This is a genomic window from Methanolapillus millepedarum, from assembly GCF_032594115.1.
Lineage (GTDB): Archaea > Halobacteriota > Methanosarcinia > Methanosarcinales > Methanosarcinaceae > Methanolapillus > Methanolapillus millepedarum.
This window is the reverse complement of sequence record NZ_CP131060.1, coordinates 750,418-771,197: the sequence shown is the minus strand read 5'-3', so window position 1 is coordinate 771,197 and position 20,780 is coordinate 750,418. Positions and strand designations below refer to the sequence as shown.

Here is a 20,780-nt window from a genome sequence, read left to right as displayed (position 1 = left end):
TTAAGCTTTTTCATTTGATTTTAAAGATTTGGGTCCGGATTGTAATGTTAAGGTCAGCGGGCACCGCCGCCGCCACCGCCAAATCCGCCACCGATTCCACCGCCGCCAAATCCGCCCATTCCACCGCCGCCACCGCCGCTGCTTTGCGGCGTTGACGATGAGTAAGCGCGGTTCATGCCGGTATAGAATATCGGATAATAATAAATCATACCGAGACGGCTGTCCGACATCGATGCCGTCGGAACCGACAAATGCATATTTTTAAGCGCTTTGTCAGCGACGCCAAGCGCCATCGCATAGACCATGAATTGATCCCAAATGATCACGGAAGACGGCGGATACTCCTGTATTAAGGAATAATCGGTCAAATATTTCTCAAAATTTTTCCATTTCAAATAAAACATACGGCCGTCCTTGGTCCAGCGTCCCATCGACTGTTTCCAAATATGCGGATAAATGAGCAAAATAACCGCGATGATGCCGCTCACGAAACAAAGCGACGTCGTTTCAGCCGTTTGCGGATAAAGGTTTGCCGGCGCGATGATTTGGCTGATGAAAAACATCGCAATGGAGCAGACCAACAAAGCAACCCCGGCCGATCCGATAATTTTGTTTCCGGTCGAATCGAAAAGGGATGAAAAATCGGCCTTTTGAGTAATTTTTGAGTTCCAGCGGTTTAAGAAATTGTAAAACGAATCATTTGACCCGAGTTTCTTTTGAAGCTTCGTCCACTCCACTTCATCGCCGTCCATGCGGTCGCGCAAAAAGAGATAAACGTCTCGTTCAAAATCAGTCAAATAAAGGTCCGCTTGCTTTTCAATTTTCAGCAAAATTTCCTTGGTATCCGAATTTTTCCAATCTTTGCGGGTTGTTTCGTGAATGGAAAGGTAATCGTGATCAATCAAGTACATAATCGTCGACACAAAAGCGTCCATCGTCGGCTTTCCATGACCGACAACAATAGCGTTCACAACAGCCGGTTTGGTGTTCGTCGGCAAATCCCGCTCGTAAAGCGCATGATAATCTGTTTCCCGCTCCCGTCCGTATTTCAGATAAATGACAAAAGGCGCGACAATACCGGCCAAAATGACCAAAAGCTGAATCAGAATTAACAGATCGGCATAAAGGTTCTTCCGCTCATACTGTTTTTCTTCATTCAGGATTGTATTTAAACCGTCTTTGTTTTGAATCGTCACAAAATCCCCGTTCGGATTTTCCATTCTCGGATAAATGACGCGGAAATCGTACCAAGTGTATTCCGGAATACTGCTTGCGGAAACAGTGTATTGGTAGTCGGAATTCGAAATTTGGCGGCCCGACATATTCTGAGTGTAGTAGGACGGATGCGACCAATAAGAGTCTCCGCTGTAGCCGGGAATCGGAGACATCGTCGTGTTCTCAAACGTAATCATCGCGTTTAAACTCGGCAACGTTTTTTCCCAGTTGTCGCCCCAGAGCATATAGTTGAATTCGGTGACATCGTTGTAAACATTGATGCCGCCGTAATAGTCATAAGAAATGACAAAAACAACATTGGACGGATTCGGTTTCGGAAGTTTAACAATCAGTTCCTGTCCGTAAGAAACGTTGTCCACGCGAAAAGATGAATTCGGATAACCTTCGATGTATCCGGTTGCGTTTTTGATCGTAATGTTGGAATTGGTATACACCAGCCGGTAAACCTCGTTGTAATCTTCGTCCCAACTGTCAAATGTGTAATAAATGCGTTCGTTGACGTGAACAACGCCGGACTCATTGACGACAATGTTCACATCGGCACGGTCAACTGTATATGATTTGGCAGCTGCGCCCGACGCCAAAAGCATCAAACAAAGTCCGACCAACAAAGCAATTGATGCCCACCGGGCCGGATTTGAAGAAAATGTTAACTTGTTTTTTTGAAAAGTCATAATATCACAATCGAATTATCAAAAGCAGATTTTATTCGAATTTAGGTAGGAATGATTTTACTCATGCTTAATAAATCTTTTTTCGCTTAAATGACATATAATTACCTGATTAAATAACAACTCTTATTTATGAAAAGAATATATGTAAAAATATGACCAGAACGACTCAAAATAAGACTCAGGATAAAGAAAAGAAAGAAAAGAAAAAAACCGGCCGGAAATCGAAGACCGGCGAAAAAAAAGAGCCGGCGAAAACTCAAAAAATAATTCCGGCTGAATCCGACGACGATTTTTTGGAACATTTCGACCAAGAACGGCTCATGGAAAGCACGCAAATTTTTTCAGCGATTTCAAGTGATATGCGCCAACGCATGATTCAATTGATTTCGGAAGACAGCCGCCACATTTCATCCATTGCGCGCGAACTCAATATTTCAGTTCCCGTCGCGGCCAAGCACATCAAAATTTTGGAAGACGCCGGGCTTGTCGAACGAAAAATATTCGGAAAAACACACGTGCTGAGTTTGAAGAAAAACAGCTTCAATACCGCGTTTGATTCATTCGCGCCGGTCAAAAGACTGGAAGTGGAAAAAGGAACAACTTTGATGGAGGCGTTTAAAAGCGTTGCCATTGTCGAAGTCAAAAATATTGGCGGACGAAACTTTATCGTTGCGGCCGATGGCGAAGAAGGATACTTCCTGTACGAAGTCAACGGTAAATTAATTGATAAGCGGGCGGAAGAATTCGTTCTCGAAGAAGATTCCGTCATTTCCTGGAAAAGGCTTGAGCCGGTGACGAAAAAGAAATTGGTCGTTTCCGTGAAAAAAGAAGAAAAATAATCTAAAAAATAAAACAGAAGAACACAAAAAAGAAGAAAAGCAATATAAATAACAAAAAAGAAAAAAGTTGAATTGAATTCCATTTTCTTCTTCATTTTTCATAAACTTTTTTAATCATAAGAGCGGCAACCACAATTGCGGCGACGGCGCTGGCCAATATCAAAAATGTCATGCTGGAAAGTTCGGGAACGGTAAGTCCGGACCCGTTTCCGGTTGAATTATTTTCCGGCTTTGGGCCGTCCGGCAAAACCGGATCTGTCGAGTTGGTCACCTTCACGTACCAATCGTTTTTGGACTGATTGGAAACATACGGGTCATGATATTGATTCAAAGACGAAAACCCGGAGACAATTCCGGTGCTGTTGAAATAGGATTTGTCAAGCTGAAACGATAAGATCAAATAATATTCTCCATCCATCAGCCGGGAACAATAAAGATAATCTCCATCGTTCATGACAACGCTTGTGATGTATTTCGGCTCGTCGCTACCGGTATTGTGAAGTTCCACCAATATTTTGTCGCCGGAACCGGAACCGGTTAAATGAAGTTCATATCCTTCATCAAACTTTTCAATTTCGCCTTCGCGCAACAAAAAATAATTTTCCGATTGTAAGAGTTCAAGGTGCGTATATTCCCCGACATTATTTCGAACGGTGACGTTTTCTTCACCGATGCCGTCGGCTAAAACCGGCGTTGTTAAAAGAAAAAAGAAAAGTAAAAGAAAAAGAAAAAAAACCGGCATGGTCAAGAGCGGGAAACGCCGGCATGTATTATTTTGGATAGATTTGACGTGTTTGGACATAGAACTCAATTTATTTTTTAGAATAAATGCACCGCCCGGCAATGATTTCTTCGACATCGCCGTCTTCTTTCTTCAAAAGAAGAGCGCCGGATTTGGAAATTCCGACGACGCGTCCTTCGACAATCCGGTTCGGCATCGTGACTTTGACGTCTTTGCCGATGGTATCCGAAAGCGCGATGATGTCGTTTAAGATTTCACTGAACGGCTGCGTGTTAAACCGGATGTACTGCTGTTCCATCTCATGCAACAATTTTTGCAGGAAATCCACACGGTCGATACTTTTTCCGGTTTCGTCCCGAATGGTGGTGGAATTTTCCCGAAGGTCTTCCGGAATATCCCGGAGACTCATGTTGGCGTTAATTCCGACGCCGATGACAACGAACTCAATGGTGTCAATTTCGGCTTCGACTTCCGTTAAAATGCCGGAAACTTTCTTTCCGTTGATGAGAACGTCATTTGGCCACTTGATTTTGGCATCGATGCCGTAACCGCGAAGCGTATTGGTAACGCTGAGCCCGACGGTTAACGTGAGCCGGGAAGCGGCGCTGAGCGCGACTTTCGGTTTTAAGATGATGGAAAACCAAATCCCGCCTTTCGGAGACGCCCATTTTCGGCCGAGACGGCCGCGACCGCCGGTCTGCTGCTCAACCACAACAATGGTTCCTTCTTCGGCGGTCGACGCAATCTTTTTGGCGATGTCGTTGGACGACCCCGCTTCATCAAAATAATGAATATTTTTTCCAAAAAGCGTTGTGTTGAGGCCCGAAAGAATTTCTTCCGGATAAAGCAACTTCGGAACCGACTTGAGCGTATAACCTTTTTTGGGAGACGATTGAATCTCATAACCGTCTTCCCGAAGCCCTTTGATGTATTTGCAAACCATGGTTCTGGAAATACCGAGCTGGTCGCCGAGTTCTTCGCCCGAAATTGTTTTTCCCTCGGCTGCTTTAAACGCGTTAATGATTTCAGTTCTTTTGCTTTTCATCCGAAAATCCCCTGAACATTGAATTGAACAAATAAGACGGCCTGACTTTTGAATAAAATTAAATTTTCACTCAAAATGAATCTGTGTTTACATTTATATATTTATTTACCAAATAATTTCCAAAAATGATAAAAGTAAAACTGAAAAAATAAAATGAAATCTGAACCGGCCGGAAATATGAGATCAAATTTCAATATTTTTCCGAGTTTTGTGTGACGGGATTTTTGTTTTATTGTTACTTCTGATTCCTTTTCTTGGATTTTTTCATTCCGGAATCCAATTCGGCAATGTTGGAAATGTACGTGCTGACCGCCGCGGAAATGGCGGCAATGACCACTTCGTCGTTGTCAAGCGCTGATGCCAGCGTCGCCCCCTTGGCCGAATCACGAATGACAATATCGCGGACGGCTTCGACAATATTGTTGTTGTCGATGAATTTGGTGGATAAGTTTCCTTTGACAAACTCCGGGTTTTCCATGACGGCTTTGTGGAACGGAATGTTGGTTGTGACGCCGGTCACCACGTATTCGTAAAGCGCGCGTTTCATCCGGGCAATCGCTTCCTCACGGGTTTGCCCGTAAGCGCACAACTTCGAAATCATAGAATCGTAATAAGGCGAAATGGTGTAGCCGACGTGAACACCGCTGTCCACACGAATACCGGGACCGCCGGAAGAGCGGTAACGCCTGATTTTTCCGGGAGATGGGGCAAAATCATTCAGCGGGTCCTCGGCATTGAGACGGCACTCAATCGCATGACCGCGGATTTGAACGTCCTCCTGCTTGAAGTCCAAAGGTTTACCTTGCGCGATGAGAATCTGCTGTTTGACTAAATCAATGCCGGTGACAAGTTCCGTGATGCCGTGCTCCACTTGAAGGCGGGTGTTCACTTCCAGGAAATAGAAGTTGCCGTTGGAATAGATGAATTCAACCGTTCCGGCATTTTCATATCCGGCCGCTTTGGCCGCTGCAACCGCTGCTTCACCCATTCTTTTGCGCAGCTCCGGCGTCATAATCGGCGACGGCGCTTCTTCAATTAATTTTTGATGGCGGCGCTGAATGGAACACTCCCGGTCGCCCAGGTAGACGATGTGACCGTATTTGTCGGCCAAAATTTGAATTTCGATATGTCTCGGATTTAAAATATACTTCTCAATGAAAACGGCTGAGTCGCCAAATGCCGATCCGGCCAGTTTCATCGTTGTCTCAAGCGCGTCTTTGAATTCGCCTTCGTTGTTGACGACGCGCATTCCGATGCCGCCGCCGCCGGCGGAAGCTTTAATAAGAACCGGGTAACCGATTTCTTTGGCAATCGCAATGGCTTCTTTGACGTCGGTAACGGCGTCTTCCGTTCCGGGTACGGTCGGAATGCCGGCTTTTTTCGCAATCTTTCGGGATTCGATTTTACTGCCGAGTTTTTCAATCACTTTGGACGACGGGCCGATGAAAACAATGCCTTCCTCCTCGCAACGCTTCGCGAATTTGGCGTTTTCGGACAAAAATCCGTAACCGGGATGGATGGCATCGCAGCCGGTTTGCTTCGCGATTTGAATGATCTTTTCGGCGTTTAAATAACTCTGACCGGCCGGCGCCGGGCCGACCGGGCTTGCTTCGTCGGCGTACATCGCAAAAAGCGCTTTGTTGTCGGCTTCCGAATAAATGGCACCGGACTTAATGTCCAGTTCCCGGCACGCGCGCATCACACGAATTGCGATTTCCCCGCGGTTGGCCACCAATATTTTTTGGAACATTGATTTTCCCCCGGGATTATTCAATAATCATGAGCACATCGCCGTTTGCAACCGTGTCGCCTTCTGCAATGATGATTTCTTTGACGGTTCCGCTTTTCGGCGCGCCGACAGAGTTTTCCATTTTCATGGCTTCAATCACGCAAATCGAATCGCCTTCGGAAACCTTCTCGCCCACTTTTGTTTTGATGGACAAAATCATACCTTGCATGGAACTGCAAACCGCTCCCGGATGACCGGCTTTGGAACTTTTGTCGGCGGCCGGCTTTGCAGCGCCGTTTCCGTTGCCGTTCGATTTGGGAGCAGCACCCTTTTCAAATCCGACGGCTTCGACTTTGATGTCGTAGACCGTGCCGTCCACTTCGACGCGGTATTCGGTGGGAATGCCGGAATAATCATGGGAAACTGTTTCTTTGGAGCAGGGACACGCTAATTCTTCTTCGACCGCTTCTCCTTTGAGGAATTTCGGGGCGATGGCCGGATACAAGATATAAGTCAAAATATCTTCTTCGGATTTGGCGATGCCTTGAGCTTCCGCTTCTTTTTTCATCTTTTCGTATTCCGGTTTGAGCAAATCCGCCGGACGAACCGTAATCGGCCGTTCACCTTCGATAACTTTTGAGATCATTTCTTCCGAAATCGGCGCCGGGGTTTTGCCGTAATAGCCGCGCACATAATCTTTGACTTCTTTCGGAATCACTTTGTAGCGCTCGCCCATGATAACGTTTAAAACGGCTTGCGTGCCGACGATTTGGCTGGTCGGGGTCACGAGCGGCGGGTAACCGAGTTCCGCCCGGACGCGCGGCATTTCCGCAAGAACCGCGTCGTACTTGTCAAGCGCGTTTTGTTCTTTGAGCTGGGAAACCAAGTTGGAGAGCATGCCGCCCGGAATTTGGTAGAGAAGGACATTGGTGTCAATGGTTTCCGAAATCGGGTCGCAGATGGTGCTGTATTTGTCCTTGACATTTTTGAAGAATCGGGTGATTTCCTTGAACGATTCCAACTTAAAACCGGTATCGTAAGATGTTCCTTGAAGCGAGGCGACCATGGCTTCCGTCGGCGGTTGGGAACTTCCCCATCCGAACGGCGAAATCGCGGTGTCGATGATGTCAACGCCGGCTTCGATTGCCGCATAATAGGTAATCGGTGCCATTCCGGAGGTGCAGTGGGAATGCAGGCAAATCGGGATGGAAACTTCCTGCTTCATGCCGGAAACAATTGCGGACGCCGCCGCCGGAGATAAAAGTCCCGCCATGTCCTTGATACAAATGGAGTCGGACCCCATTTCTTCCAATTTTTTGGCCATTTTGATGAAGGTGTCTGTTGTGTGGACGGGGCTGATGGTGTAGCAAACCGTTCCCTGAACGTGTCCGCCCGCCTTTTTGGCGGCTTTGACAGATGATTGAATGTTTCTGAAATCGTTCACGGCATCAAAAATTCGGAAGATGTCAATGCCGTTTTCATAAGCTTTTCCGACGAAGCGCTCGACAACGTCGTCCGCATAGTGGCGGTAACCGACAAGGTTTTGCCCGCGAAGAAGCATTTGCGCCGGTGTTTTTTTCATGCGGGATTTTATTTCCCGCAGGCGTTCCCACGGGTCTTCGTTCAAGAACCGGATGCACGTATCGAATGTGGCGCCGCCCCACATCTCCAGAGAATAATAACCGACATTGTCAAGCAATTCGACGACGTCTAACATGTCGCGTGTTCTCATCCGGGTCGCGATAAGCGATTGGTGGGCGTCCCGGAGAACTGTTTCTGTAATTTTTACGGCCATAAGTTTGCCTCCTTCTTTTGATAATTGGTGAACAAGATCGTGATTAATGATAATAATGATAATAGGCTCGTTTGAAAATAATATCAAACATAATAAACGAATGAAATAATGGCGGATTTAGGGAAAAACCGCACAATCGGCCTTCATCGTTTTTAAATGATTTTAAATGAAATGAGAATAATAATCGGATATGGTTTATCAGTTTTTCCCTAATATTTGAAATTTTTTGAAAAATCCTCCAATCTTTGATCCTCCTTTCGATTCCGATTTATCTCGCCGTCGCTTCAAACGTATTTCATCATTTTTGTAGAAGATACTCTTGAAGGATAAATCTCAAAAAAAGGAAAAGACAGCATGAAAATTGAAACAAACAAAAGAATGTCAACTATAAATATATTTCCGTTAGGTTAACAATATGGGTTAATTTGAAGTGACCATCATTTCAAAAAACAAATCCGGGTTCTCAAAATTAATTTATTCGGGAAGGCATACAAATCAGTAATTATTGAACGATAATCAAAAAATTATATATATGAACAATTGGTTCTTTTTTAAAAATAAGAACCTTAAAACCAAAAGCAAGGAATGAGTTTATATGACAGATTACAAAGAAAACGCACCGGCTCAAAACAATTCCAAAAAAATTATATTTATCATATTGATTATTTTGGTTATTCTTTTAATCTTCTTTGCAATTTACTATTATTACATTCTCGGACAGCCAAATCTCACATGCATGTGCATCCAAACAAATGCAACGATTGCCGGTTAATCGTCAGATTAAGAACTTTTTTCTTTTTTATTTCTATTTTTTATTTCTATTTTTTATTTCTATTTTTTATTTCTATTTTTTATTTTTATGTTTTTTGGATTTGAAAATCTATTCAAAGTTGTATGATTCCTAATAAATCATTATCCATGAATTAGATATTTATATAATATGAATATTTCACTGTTATCGTATCATTTATATATTGGTTAAATAATAAAATCTGCCAGATAAATATATCTTAAAGATTTTCTTTTTTCGAATAACAAAATAAAAATGGGAAAATTATGGACTCAAAAACAGATATAAAATACAAACAAAAGAAATACATTCCCGTGGCAATTATTATTCTTTTACTATTGCTCGCCGTTTTTACATATGTTTACGTTCAGAACAACAAAGATGTTAACGTGATACTTCACTGCGAACACTCTAATGCGTCAACACCGATTGAATCCGGACAGGGGTCGTCCGGCCCTGTGAACTCGTCGTCGCCGGATCCTATCCATGTAACACCGGGTGGAAACGGAAGCGGAACGAATCCGCCAACTCCCGACAGACCGACAATCGCAGACATGTCACTTTTCGATTACAACCAAGATACTTCTAAAACGCTTCGTGTTGTTTTGACGATGAATAATCCGGGTATACCAATTACGAATTTATCCATTAATTATACAAATGTTAACAATGATTCAGATAATGGGACAATTGCTATTCCTTCTTTAAATATTGACAGCACGTACGGGCCTCAAGGAACTTATTTGGTTTCGATTCCGTCAACCGGATCCGGAAATCCGTTAAGCACTGTTGGTGCCCTAAATACTTATGAATATTACTTTTCAATAAACGATGATTCCGGGATTTCAAAAAGTTCTTATTACCCGTTCCAATCAGGAACCGGAAGTGTTGCAACGCCATTTATGATTCAAGGTATTGTGCAATTTGATGCTCTCCGATATTATACATCTGCAAACGGAAATAACGCCAGCGGAAAATATTTCGTTGTGATGGAAGATATTAGTTTTCCGGCCGAATGGAATAACAATACCGGAAACCTCTACAACCGTGCTTTATCCGATGGAACCGGATGGGTTCCGATTGGGGGAAATAAACTCGGAGTACCATCCGGAGCTTATTCGGACCAGTTCCGGGGAAATTTCAATGGAAATAACAAAACCTTTTCCAACTTCACAATAAGGTCGTCAAATTACAGTAATGGTTTATTTGGCCAAATTGGAGGAGTAAGCACAGATCAAAAAACCGACATTCGGAATTTGAAAATTGAGAAAATGAACGTTCAAACTTCCAATGTCACAAAGCCGTCTTACGTAGGCTCTTTGTCAGGATATGTGGAAAACTCAACCGTCACAAACGTTTCCACGGCAAATTTAACAATTGAAGGAGATTCGCGGATTGGCGGACTTATCGGGTACATAAATAACACGACGGTTAACAACTCCACCGTAAAAGGAACGATCACAACCACCAATTACAGCGTTGGCGGTGTTGTCGGAGCGGGCGTGTATTCTCTGATTACAAATTCAACTTCCGACACAAATTTGACAGCCGGACGAGTCTCTACCACAAATAACTCAAGTTGCGTCGGCGGTATTATCGGTCTGACAAACTATGTGGACATCAATAATTCAAGACATAACGGAACAATTCAAGGATATAACTATACGGGAGGCATTGTCGGTATTTGGCAAGGCGGAAACATTAAAATTGAAAATTCATCACACACCGGAGACATAAACGCCCGCGAAACCATCGGCGGCGTTGTCGGAATCGTTGCCGGAAGCGGTACGGATTATACAATTAAATCTTCAAACGCAACCGGAAACATTTCAGTCGGAGCCGCCTATAGCGAAGATGGGACCGGCGGAATTATCGGAAAAGTGAATAAAAACAACGGAACGATTGACAATTGCCATTACATCGGAACAATTACTTGTACGGAAAATAAAACATATTTCTACTACGGCATTGGCGGAATCATGGGATACAGCAAAAATGAAAATGCGACAATCTCAAATTCCAGCGCGAATGTTGAAATCAATGTATTAAAAGGAAACGGCATTGGTGGAATTGTCGGATACTCTGCATTTCGCGGACTGGAAGTTGTTAACTCGACCGCCCGCGGAAATATTACCTCCGAGGACATCGGAGCGGATGTCTCCGATTTAATCACCGCCGGCGGATTGGTTGGGATGATGAGAAACGATACGTTGATTATGAATTCATCAGCATCGGTCAATATCAAAGGTAAAACGACTTCAACAAATTCGGGTTATGGCGGTCTTGTCGGGGAATCCATCAACAGCCGGATCAGAAATTCATACGCGACCGGAAATGTTTCGGGTAATAAAGCCATTATTGGCGGTCTTGTCGGCAGTACTGCCGGCATACAAATTGACAACTGTTACGCCACCGGAAATATTACCGGCGGAACTCAAGTCGGCGGTCTTGTCGGAAATCTTGCTCCGATGGTGATCCGTGATTCTGTTGACCCGAACATCATTCTTGAAAATATTTCATCCTATTTGAATAACAGCTATGCGACCGGAAATGTCAGCGGATCAAATACAGTCGGCGGTCTTGTCGGCGGGTCCGGTTCTGCCTCGCGGATTAATAACTGTATCGCGTTAAATGCAGAGGTCAGCGGGTCCGGCGCCAGAAGAATTTACAGTTCAACCACCGGATTCCCGACAGCTATCGATATTGTTTTAACCAACAACTACGCCTACGACGGTATGACGACGAATGCCAATTTTAATGAGAAAAGTGCAACCGGGAGAGATGGCGCTGACGCCACGGCCGCTCAAGCAAAAACCCTGGCATTCTACACAGGAACATTGGACTGGAACGACGGCAGCATCGTTTGGAGAATGGGAAGCGCCGGGTACCCGATTCCGGTTTTAACCTGGCAAACGACGGAACCGACCAATCCGCCAAGTTGGGCAACAGCACCGTAAAAAATGAAAAGAAATAAAAACGAAAAGCAGTCCCGCGGTTTTTGATAAAACGCCAAAATCCCGACCGATTTTAAAATTGCAACGGCCGGCGCGCGTCAAAAACCATTCATTCTTTTAAAAACAAACAAAAAACGAAAGAGCAGAACTCAAAAAAAGAAAAAATAAAGGAAAGGTTCACTCCTTTCCTTTCGATAGTCAAACTTGATCCTTTTTTAAAGCATCATTCTCATGTCAATCGCGTAAATCGTCTTGCCGTCGTCCATGACTTTCATCGGGTTGATTTCAAACTCTTTGATTTCCGGGAAGTCGGTGACAAGTTGCGAAACACGGAGGACCGCGTCAATCAAAATGTTGATGTCAACGGGCTGCGCGCCGCGGGCGCCTTCGAAAATCTTAAACGTTTTAATCGAACGGATCAGCTTTTCGGCTTCGTCGCGGTTTAAGGGCGCGACACCAAAGGACACGTCTTTTAAGATTTCGACATAAATACCGCCGAGACCGAACATGACCAGCGGACCAAATGTCGGGTCGCGAATCATTCCGATGATGATTTCGTTGCCGCCAATCAGCATCTGCTGAATCTGAACGCCTTCAATTTTCGCATTCGGAACGTGCTTTTTCACATCAACCATCATTTTCGCGTACGCGTCTTTGACCTCGTCCTTATTCTTGAGGTTCAAACGGATTCCGCCGGCATCTGACTTGTGCGTAATGTCCGGGGACACGATTTTCATCACAACAGGGTAGCCCATTTTTTCGGCGGCTTTGACGGCGTCGTCAACCGTCGCGGCTTCTTCGTTGCCGACGAGCGGAAGACCGTAAGCTTCCAAAATATCGATGGATTCCAAACCCAAAACAAAGTCGTTGTTGTCGGTTTGTTTTTTCATCAAGGCTTTAACTTTTTCTTTGTCAACCTTAAAGGTTTCCGGCTTCTTGAACTCGGTCTTTAAAATGTCCGCATAGTCGCACAGCGCGCGCATGGTTTCAATGGCTGCTTCCGGATAGGTGTAGTTGGGAATTCCGGCCGCTTGAAGCATTTTTTCGCCGGGTTCCATCAGGGTGCCGCCAAAGAAAACACAAAGAATCGGTTTTTTGACCGACTTGAACCGGTCGATGATGAGTTGCGCCGTGTTTGTGACTTCGGTGACAGATTGCGGCGTCACAAGGAAAATGATACCGTCTACATTTTCATCTTCAAGAGCCGTGTCAAGCGCCAGAGCGTAGCGGTCGGGTTTCGCGTCGCCGAGAACATCGATCGGGTTTTTGGCGCTTGCCGCTTCCGGCAACGCGGATTTCAATTTTTGGTAATTGGCATCCTTCAACTTGGCCATTTTCATATTGTTGTTGATGACCGCGTCCGTTGCCATAATTCCGGGACCGCCGGCGTTGGTAATAATGGCGATGTTGCGTCCTTTCGGAAGCGGGCAGGCTGAAAACGCCATGCTGTAATTCATCATCTCATCTAAGGCTTTGGCCCGGATAATTCCGGATTGCTTAAAGGCGGATGTGTACGCTTGGTCGGCACCGGCAATGGATCCTGTGTGGGAAGAGACGGCGGCAGATCCGGCGTCCGTTGTTCCGGATTTGATCAAAACAATGGGTTTTTTCTTGCAGGCAACTTTGGCGGCTTCCATAAAGGCCGGGCCGTCAACAATTTCTTCCAGATAAGCCGCAATGACTTTGGTGTTCGGGTCTTCGGCGAAGTCTTCCAAACAATCTTTTTCATTAACGCCGGCTTTGTTTCCGAGGCTGACAACACGGGAGAATCCGACATTTCGGGCGTCGGCCCAGTCGAGCATAGCGGTCATGATCGCACCGGATTGGGACATGAACGCAATATCGCCGGTAATCGCCATCATTTTAGCAAACGAGCCGTTTAATTTGGCGTGGGTGTCGATAATTCCGAGACAGTTCGGGCCGACAAGTTCCATTTTATATTTCTTGCAGGCGGCAGCGATTTGCTTTTCCATTTCAGCACCGGCCGGATTGACTTCTTTGAATCCGGCGGAAATGACAACGACGCTTTTCACGCCTGATTTTCCGCAGTCTTCGATCGCTTCAAGAACAAATTTGGACGGGATACAAAAAATCGCCAAATCCACTTTGTCGGGACAAGCCGACACGGTCGGGTAGGCTTTGAGTCCCATGACTTCGGTTGCGTTCGTGTTGATTGGAACAATTTTTCCCGGGAAGAGGCCGGTTAAATTTTTTAAAACGTCGTGTCCAATCTTTCCTTTGGTATCCGATGCCCCAATAACGGCAACGGTTTTCGGTTTAAACATATTGAGCATTGATGAGTCTCCTTTTTGATAATCTGCCCGGCAATAAAAATAAAAGCGTGTTAAACGTTTTTATTTCCGTTACCATAGACGCGGAAAAAAACGAACCGCGAACCCCGATGCGGGTTAATTTATTTCTCTGATTCCGGTTTTGCTCAAAAATTTGGATTAATTATTGTAAACGGTTCATTTGAAGAAAACGGCAATGCCGTTGGTTTCGTTTTTGGTTTGATTCGTTTTTGAGTCTATCGTTTTTATTTTAGCTTCGTTTTTGGTAAAATGGTTTTATTTTCATTGACATTGAAAAACTCAATCAAATGTAATGATCGTATATGTGAATTGATCCTTTCTATATAAACATGTTTGTAGAAACCGAATTGTAAACCCGGAAAACAGGCCTAAAAATTAAAGAGACTCAATGCGATAATTTAAAAAAGATGGATTTTTTTCGGCAAAATAATAGAGTTGTAAACCGTGTGTCAAAATTATATAAATTTACAAATATTAATATAGTTAAACAGATTATGACGTTTGCTTTAAATGGGTTTTAAATATATTCAAATTCTCATCATTATGAATTAGAAGGTGAAAAAAATGACAAGTAATGTTATTGAAGCGACATCCAAGACTTGGGAGACGTCCATTACGTCCGATAAGCCCGTCATCAGCATGTTTTACATGATGAACTGTACGCACTGCCAAAGAATGAAACCGGTCTTTGAAGAGCTTGCGGACAAATACAAAAACAAAGTCACTTTTGTCCGGGTCGAAGCGATGGAAAACATCGATGTCACCAAAAAGTACGGCATCAAAGCCGCGCCGACTTTTAAATATTTCAAAGAGGGAAAACTTCTCAATGAAGCCGACCAAGCATTATCAGCGGATGAACTGAAACAAGTCGTCGCCGATTTGGCGGCCGGAAAATTGTAAGTTTTTTTACTTATTCATTTTCAGTTTTTCTTTTTTTGCAGCGGGTGGCGCCGCGCGCGTTATGGCGACACATTTTTGAAAACTTTTAAACAAAATCATTCCCTGTTTTTGGAAACTTTCGAACAAAATCAATCCTCGCTTTTGAAAATTTTTGAACAAAATCAATCCTCATCTTTGGAAACTTTCAAGCAAAATCAATCCTCATCTTTGGAAACCTTCAGGCAAACCTTCCCGATTCAATCAGACGCGTTTCGCGTCTGATTGAATTGGATTTCATGAAATGGATTGGCAAAGTAGCAACTAGATGCAAACTGTAAAAATAGCAACCCGTAGGTGCAAACTGTAAAATAGCAACCCGTAGGTGTAAACTGCAAATCTGAATATATCTGAAAATAGTATCCCGAGAAATTCAGACGCGACACGCGTCTGAATTTTCGGGGCGGTTTGCTCGAATCGGCAGTCAGCCGAACAAGCTCTTTCATTAAAAAAAACGTTATTTTTTTATTCAATGTAAATTGCCGGACGCATCGGCTCCGCGAATCTGGATTTATTTTCCGGGTCGTAGGCTGTTTTCGCGTCAATTTCTTTGGCGCTGAAAACTTGAACGTCGCATCCGGTTTCTTTTTCGATGAATGCTTTCGCTTCTTCCAAAATCTGTTTCTCATCAAGGTTCGCATTCAGATAATTGACGGCAATGTCCACGGACGAGCCTCGCACTTCACCGGCAGCTTTTTGAATATACTTTTGCGCGTCTTTGCCGCGGGTTCGAATGTCTTGGTCTTCCATACACAATTTGATGAGTTTTCCGACGTCAACGCCGCCGGCGTTCTCCATCTCAGCTGCCTTTTTGAGGACATTTGTCCGCCAGTCCGGCGTTGTGTACAAATAAATCTTCTTGGGTTCGATTTTGGCGACCCGGATGATTTCTTCAATATCAGCCAACGTCTTGACAACAATGTCTTCGGCAACTTCCGTCGCTTCGTCAATCCATTCTTCTTTTTCAACCGGATACGGCTCAAAAGCGATTGAATCGGTATGGCCGAGGCGGCTCCAAATCTCTTCGCAAATATGCGGCGTAAACGGCGCCATTAATTTGGTCCATGTCTCGACAACTTCCGTCAAACAACGTTCGCCACCGCGTTTGTGATACCATTTGATGTCGTTGTAAATCAAAAAGAAGGCGTTTTGAATCGCGTCTCTGGTGTGGATTTCTTTAAAAGCGTTATTGACATCGCGGATGTATTTTTGAATCCGGCTTTCAATCCATTTGTCGATGTGGTTTAATTCCTCATTTTCGGGAATCCGACATCCGCTTTCGATGATTTGGTTTGAAAAGGTGTAGAACCGCCCGACTTGTGTTTTCGCGGATTCAATGCCTTCTCGTTTCCAGTCGGCGTCCTGCGTTTGTTCGGCGGCGGACAAAATGTACATGCGCGTCACGTCAGCACCGTATTCATCGACAGCTTCCTTAAGCGTCAGAAGCGGTCCTTTGGATTTGCTCATCTTTTGTCCTTCTAGGGATACGAATCCGTTCACAGCAATTGCTTTCGGCCATTTGGATTCGTCAAACAGAGCGACGTGGTGGAACAAAAAGAAAAGCAAGTGGTTCGGCACCAAGTCCTTTCCGGAAGAACGGAGGTCCACCGGATACCAATAGTTGAATTCGTCCCGGATTTGGTCAACCAGCTCGGCAGAAAGATTTTCTGAGGCAACGTCTTCCGATTTTCCGATGTCGAAGAATATGTAATTGAAAAAGTCCGGCGTCAACGCATCCAACGGGAGCGTTCCATCGTTAATATATTTGGAAATCGTATAGTACGCCATATAAATCGTTGAGTCACCCAACGATTCAATCAACCACTGCGGGTCGCACGGAAGTTTTGTTCCAAGACCTTTCGTCCGAGCGCAGGCTTTGTCTTTTAACCAATCGATTTTATTTTCAAATTCGGTGCGCAACTCCGGCGGGATAATTTCCATTTGGGAGAGGCATTTGTAAACGAGGTCTTTCCATTCGGGTTTGGAGTAGTTGAGGAACCATTGTCCTTTGACCATGTTGACGACGCACATCGTACCGCACCGGCATTGCACCGGCTCGCTGAACTCGTAAAAAAGATCTCCGATGCCTTGCGCGATAAAATCTTGCGTCAGACGGTCTTTGATTTTTGAAACCGGCATCCCTTTGTATTTTCCGGTGATGTCTTTGAGCGTTCCGCCATGGAACTCGCGCCGGTAAATAATTTTGGTCGCTTCTTCAGCTTTCGGGTCTTTTTGATCGACGACGCCAAGTTCGGCAATGGCGTCGGCGGCCGGAAATTCGCCATATTCAGGAACATCAATGACTGCAATCGGGCGTATATCCCGGATGTTTTTGGTGATTTTATATTCCGATAACTCTTTGTCATACAAATCGCGAAGAGCCAACATATCGTAGGGTGCATGCGCGGGGACGCTCATCACAACGCCGCTTCCGTTGTTTCCGCGGACGAACGATGCCGGAAGAATTATAATTGTTTTGTCGGTTGACGGATTTTTAAGTTCCAGGCCGATCAAGTCTTTTGCATTGCATTTTTCAATAAATTCGACGGTCCAATCTGTGTATTTGAGTTTGTTGTAGGCTTCTTTGCTGACAACCCAAAGCTCTTCAAGTTCATTTTTTTCCACTTTGATTTTGACGTATTCAATGTCGGGATTCAGCCACAAGTTCGTAACGCCGTAAACGGTTTCGGGACGCAGGGTCGCACACGGGAAAATCAGATCTTTGTGACGGAATTTAATGAGCGTGTATTCGACAATGGTGGCTTCTTCCCCGCGCAAGATGTCATGGTCTTCTACCGGATTGTTGTCGTGCGGGCACCATTTGACGGGGTGAGAACCTTTGCTGATAAGCCCCTTTTCGTAAAGCGCTGTGTATTGCCATTCGATAAACTTTTGAAAAGCCGGGTCCATGGTGGTAAATTTGCGGCGCCAGTCGATGGAATAACCGATGATTTTCATGGCGTTTTCAGCTTCGACTTTGAAATAATCAACAATTTTTTCCGATTCATCTAGCGTCGGAAGGATTTCTTTTGGGATTTGGTGAAATTTGGTGTAGACTTCCATGGTTTGCGGGTCACGCTCGCGAACCAAATCGGCGAGGCCGACAATCGGCGTTCCGGTGACGTGAAATCCCATCGGGTAGAGGACATGGCATCCTTGCATCCGTTTGTAGCGGGCGACCACGTCGCCAATGGTAAAGGTTCGGGTGTGTCCGGCATGCAAGTTTCCGTTTAAATAAGGGAATGGGATGGTGATAAAATATTTTTCTTTACCCGGCAGCGGATCCGCTTCAAAAGTTTTATTCTTTTGCCATGTTTCCTGCCACTTCTTTTCCGTTCCCAAAATATCGTAATCGTCTTGCATGTTTTCCCTTCCTGCGTTTTCTGGTGTTGCCGTTATGTTGTGTTTTTACTTTATGAGAAAATGGCTTTTCTCAAGGCTTCTATGGTTGGTTCGACAACGACTGGCTCGATGCAAACGCTGATGACTTCTTCCGGGTCTTTAAGCAGGTGTCCGGTCGTCACACAGACGACGGTTTCGTCTTTTGAAATGACGCCCAAGTCCACTAATTTCTTAAGGCCGGCAACGGATGTTGCGCTGGCGGGCTCCACACCGATTCCTTCAAGCTGCGCCAAATCCTTTTGCGCTTGAATCAGTTCATCGTCCGTCACCGATTCAGCGGTTCCGCCGGATTCGCGAATGGCGGCTAAGGCTTTTCGGGCGTTGACCGGGTCGCCGATTCGAATGGCGGTTGCGATGGTTTCCGGGTTCTTTTCCGGGGTAATGTCGTCGGCGCCGCTTTTGATGGCTTTCACAATCGGGCTTGCGCCTTCTGTTTGAATGCCTGTCATTTTCGGGCGGCGGTTGGTGATTCCCAATGTCATGAATTCTTTGAATCCCTTGTTAATCGCGGTGATGTTTCCGGCGTTTCCGACCGGCAAGACGACGCGGTCCGGCACTTTAAATCCGAGTTGGTCAACAATTTCAAAGGCAATTGTTTTTTGTCCTTCCAACCGGTACGGGTTGATGGAGTTGAGGAGATAAATGGGCTCTTGGTCGCAAAGTTCACGGACAAGAAGGAGTGCGTCATCGAAATTTCCTTTAATCATGATGACTTTGGCGCCGTGCATAAGCGCTTGTCCGATTTTTCCGAGCGCGACTTTTCCGGCCGGGAGAAGAACAACGGACGGGATGCCGGCTTTGGCGCCGTAAATCGCAAGGGCGGCTGACGTGTTTCCGGTGGACGCGCAGGCAACTGTTTTCATGCCGAGTTCAATGGCTTTTGAGACCCCGACGGTCATGCCGCGGTCTTTAAAGGATCCGGTCGGGTTCATCCCTTCGTGTTTCACATAAAGTTCCCGAATGCCGATTTTTTTGGCGAGCCTGTCGCATTTGTAAAGCGGCGTTCCGCCTTCGCGAATGCTGACGGGTTCAATGCCGACCGGCAACAAATCTTTGTATTTCCAAACGGAGGGGGCCTCGGTTTTTAATTTGTTCATGTCCATATTCTTTTTAATTTCATTATAATCGTAGATGACATCCAAAAGTCCGTTGCATTTTTGGCAGGTGTAGATGATTTCCTTTTTGTCAAATTCGGCACCGCATTCGATGCATTTGAGGTAATATTCCATGGTTGTTGACTCCGGTTGGTTTTGTATGTAGGTTAAAATTAAATGATGATAATGAGTGTTGATTTATTATTCTATCTATATGAACAACGGGGGGTTAAAATTATTTAATGGATTATTAAGGTTGTGTCTACTATTTTGTAAAAATTTCATTTTTTGTTTTTTAGGTTTTTTGTTTTAATATTATGCGGTGTGATGCCGCGCGCGTTAAGGCGACGTATTTTTTGAATTGAGTCAAAAACGGGTCGCTTGTCGAATAATTCAGGCCATGTGTTCGTTGTTTCTTTTAAAAATCGGGCAAACCCTCCCGAATAAACAGATGCGTGTCGCATCTGTTTATTCGGATTCCTACAAATCGGATTGGTACAGTAGTGGCAGATACAATCCGAACTGTAAATGGTAGATGCAATCTGAACTGAAAACGGTAGGTGCAATCTGAACTGAAAATAGTAGGTGCAATCTGAACTGTAAACGGTAGGTGCAATCTGAACTGAAAACAGTAGGTGCAATTGGTAATCAAAAAAATCTACCGGTTTAAATAAAAAGCAGCATTGAAGATAACAATTTTTGGTTTTGTTAAATAATTTTATGCCACACCTTTCCATTTTTATAAAAATCAGAAGTCAAAACCTTTAAATATTAAGCTTAACTCTTTAGGGTCCCTTCAATTCGTTAGAATTGTGAGGCAAAAATGAATCAAATTGGATTGATTCATGATGTTTCAGGAGTTCGGTGAAAATCTTTATATATCACAAAGCTCTTTGAAGTAACTCTTGTGTTGCGCGTTAAAATCGCAATCATGAGTGTTAAAAATAAAATTACAATTATTCAATTATTAATGAGGTCCGGAGTTTTTTCCTGACTGATATGTGACCTGATGTTTCGGTAAACTCTGACGGTGTTTTTTACAATCTTAACCAAGTTTAAGGTAAACCAAAAAAACACTTTTGAAAGAGTGTATTGAAACATTAAAACCAAATGTGATGCAAGCGAATGCAATATTAGAGATTGGTAGTTTTTCCAAGTTTTTGAATTTTAGAGATAAATATTCAAAGATTTGTGTAAGCGCTTTATTCTTTGATTGTAATTCCTTGGCCATA

Annotated in this window: 12 protein-coding genes; 4 read left to right on the top strand and 8 right to left on the bottom strand. The window is 44.4% G+C overall.

What is annotated here, in order from left to right; translation table 11 throughout:
• Positions 1 to 53: 53 nt before the first annotated feature.
• Positions 54 to 1,910, bottom strand: coding sequence for a DUF2207 domain-containing protein (locus MsAc7_RS03635; protein ID WP_338103226.1), 1,857 nt, complete (start codon positions 1,908 to 1,910; stop codon positions 54 to 56).
• Positions 1,911 to 2,062: 152 nt separating this feature from the next.
• Here MsAc7_RS03635 and MsAc7_RS03630 point away from each other — a divergent pair, with 152 nt between their 5' ends.
• Positions 2,063 to 2,749, top strand: a complete 687-nt coding sequence (locus MsAc7_RS03630) for a helix-turn-helix domain-containing protein (RefSeq protein WP_338103225.1) — start codon at positions 2,063 to 2,065, stop codon at positions 2,747 to 2,749.
• 91 nt (positions 2,750 to 2,840) lie between these two features.
• Here the strand turns inward: MsAc7_RS03630 and MsAc7_RS03625 are convergent, their stop codons facing one another.
• The 4 genes from MsAc7_RS03625 to oadA form a co-directional block, all read right to left on the bottom strand.
• A complete protein-coding gene (locus MsAc7_RS03625; RefSeq protein ID WP_338103224.1) occupies positions 2,841 to 3,551 on the bottom strand; it encodes a hypothetical protein in 711 nt (236 codons plus the stop codon).
• Between the two features lie 10 nt (positions 3,552 to 3,561).
• Positions 3,562 to 4,536: a biotin--[acetyl-CoA-carboxylase] ligase gene (locus MsAc7_RS03620; protein WP_338103223.1), complete on the bottom strand. Its 975-nt coding sequence runs from the start codon at positions 4,534 to 4,536 to the stop codon at positions 3,562 to 3,564.
• Positions 4,537 to 4,771: 235 nt separating this feature from the next.
• Complete coding sequence (locus MsAc7_RS03615; protein ID WP_338103222.1) at positions 4,772 to 6,286, bottom strand: acetyl-CoA carboxylase biotin carboxylase subunit; 1,515 nt, start codon at positions 6,284 to 6,286, stop codon at positions 4,772 to 4,774.
• A 16-nt stretch (positions 6,287 to 6,302) separates the two neighbouring features.
• The gene (gene oadA, locus MsAc7_RS03610) at positions 6,303 to 8,060 is read right to left on the bottom strand and encodes a sodium-extruding oxaloacetate decarboxylase subunit alpha (protein ID WP_338103221.1); all 1,758 of its coding nucleotides are present in this window, start codon (positions 8,058 to 8,060) and stop codon (positions 6,303 to 6,305) included.
• A 595-nt stretch (positions 8,061 to 8,655) separates the two neighbouring features.
• Between oadA and MsAc7_RS03605 the strand changes: the two genes are divergently transcribed.
• Positions 8,656 to 8,832, top strand: coding sequence for a hypothetical protein (locus tag MsAc7_RS03605; RefSeq protein WP_338103220.1), 177 nt, complete (start codon positions 8,656 to 8,658; stop codon positions 8,830 to 8,832).
• A gap of 284 nt (positions 8,833 to 9,116) precedes the next feature.
• A complete protein-coding gene (locus MsAc7_RS03600; RefSeq protein ID WP_338103219.1) occupies positions 9,117 to 11,807 on the top strand; it encodes a GLUG motif-containing protein in 2,691 nt (896 codons plus the stop codon).
• Positions 11,808 to 12,019: 212 nt separating this feature from the next.
• On the opposite strand, the gene acs is transcribed toward MsAc7_RS03600, so the two are convergent.
• Entirely contained in the window at positions 12,020 to 14,098 is a 2,079-nt protein-coding gene (acs, locus tag MsAc7_RS03595) for an acetate--CoA ligase alpha subunit (RefSeq protein ID WP_338103218.1), read from the bottom strand.
• 582 nt (positions 14,099 to 14,680) lie between these two features.
• Here acs and MsAc7_RS03590 point away from each other — a divergent pair.
• Positions 14,681 to 15,016 carry a thioredoxin family protein gene (locus MsAc7_RS03590; protein WP_338103217.1) on the top strand — a complete coding sequence of 112 codons (336 nt, stop codon included), beginning with the start codon at positions 14,681 to 14,683 and terminating at the stop codon, positions 15,014 to 15,016.
• A gap of 501 nt (positions 15,017 to 15,517) precedes the next feature.
• Here the strand turns inward: MsAc7_RS03590 and leuS are convergent.
• The gene (gene leuS, locus MsAc7_RS03585) at positions 15,518 to 18,415 is read right to left on the bottom strand and encodes a leucine--tRNA ligase (RefSeq protein WP_338103216.1); all 2,898 of its coding nucleotides are present in this window, start codon (positions 18,413 to 18,415) and stop codon (positions 15,518 to 15,520) included.
• Between the two features lie 50 nt (positions 18,416 to 18,465).
• On the bottom strand, positions 18,466 to 19,683 hold the full coding sequence (thrC, locus tag MsAc7_RS03580; protein WP_338103215.1) for a threonine synthase: 1,218 nt from the start codon (positions 19,681 to 19,683) through the stop codon (positions 18,466 to 18,468).
• Positions 19,684 to 20,780 lie beyond the last annotated feature (1,097 nt).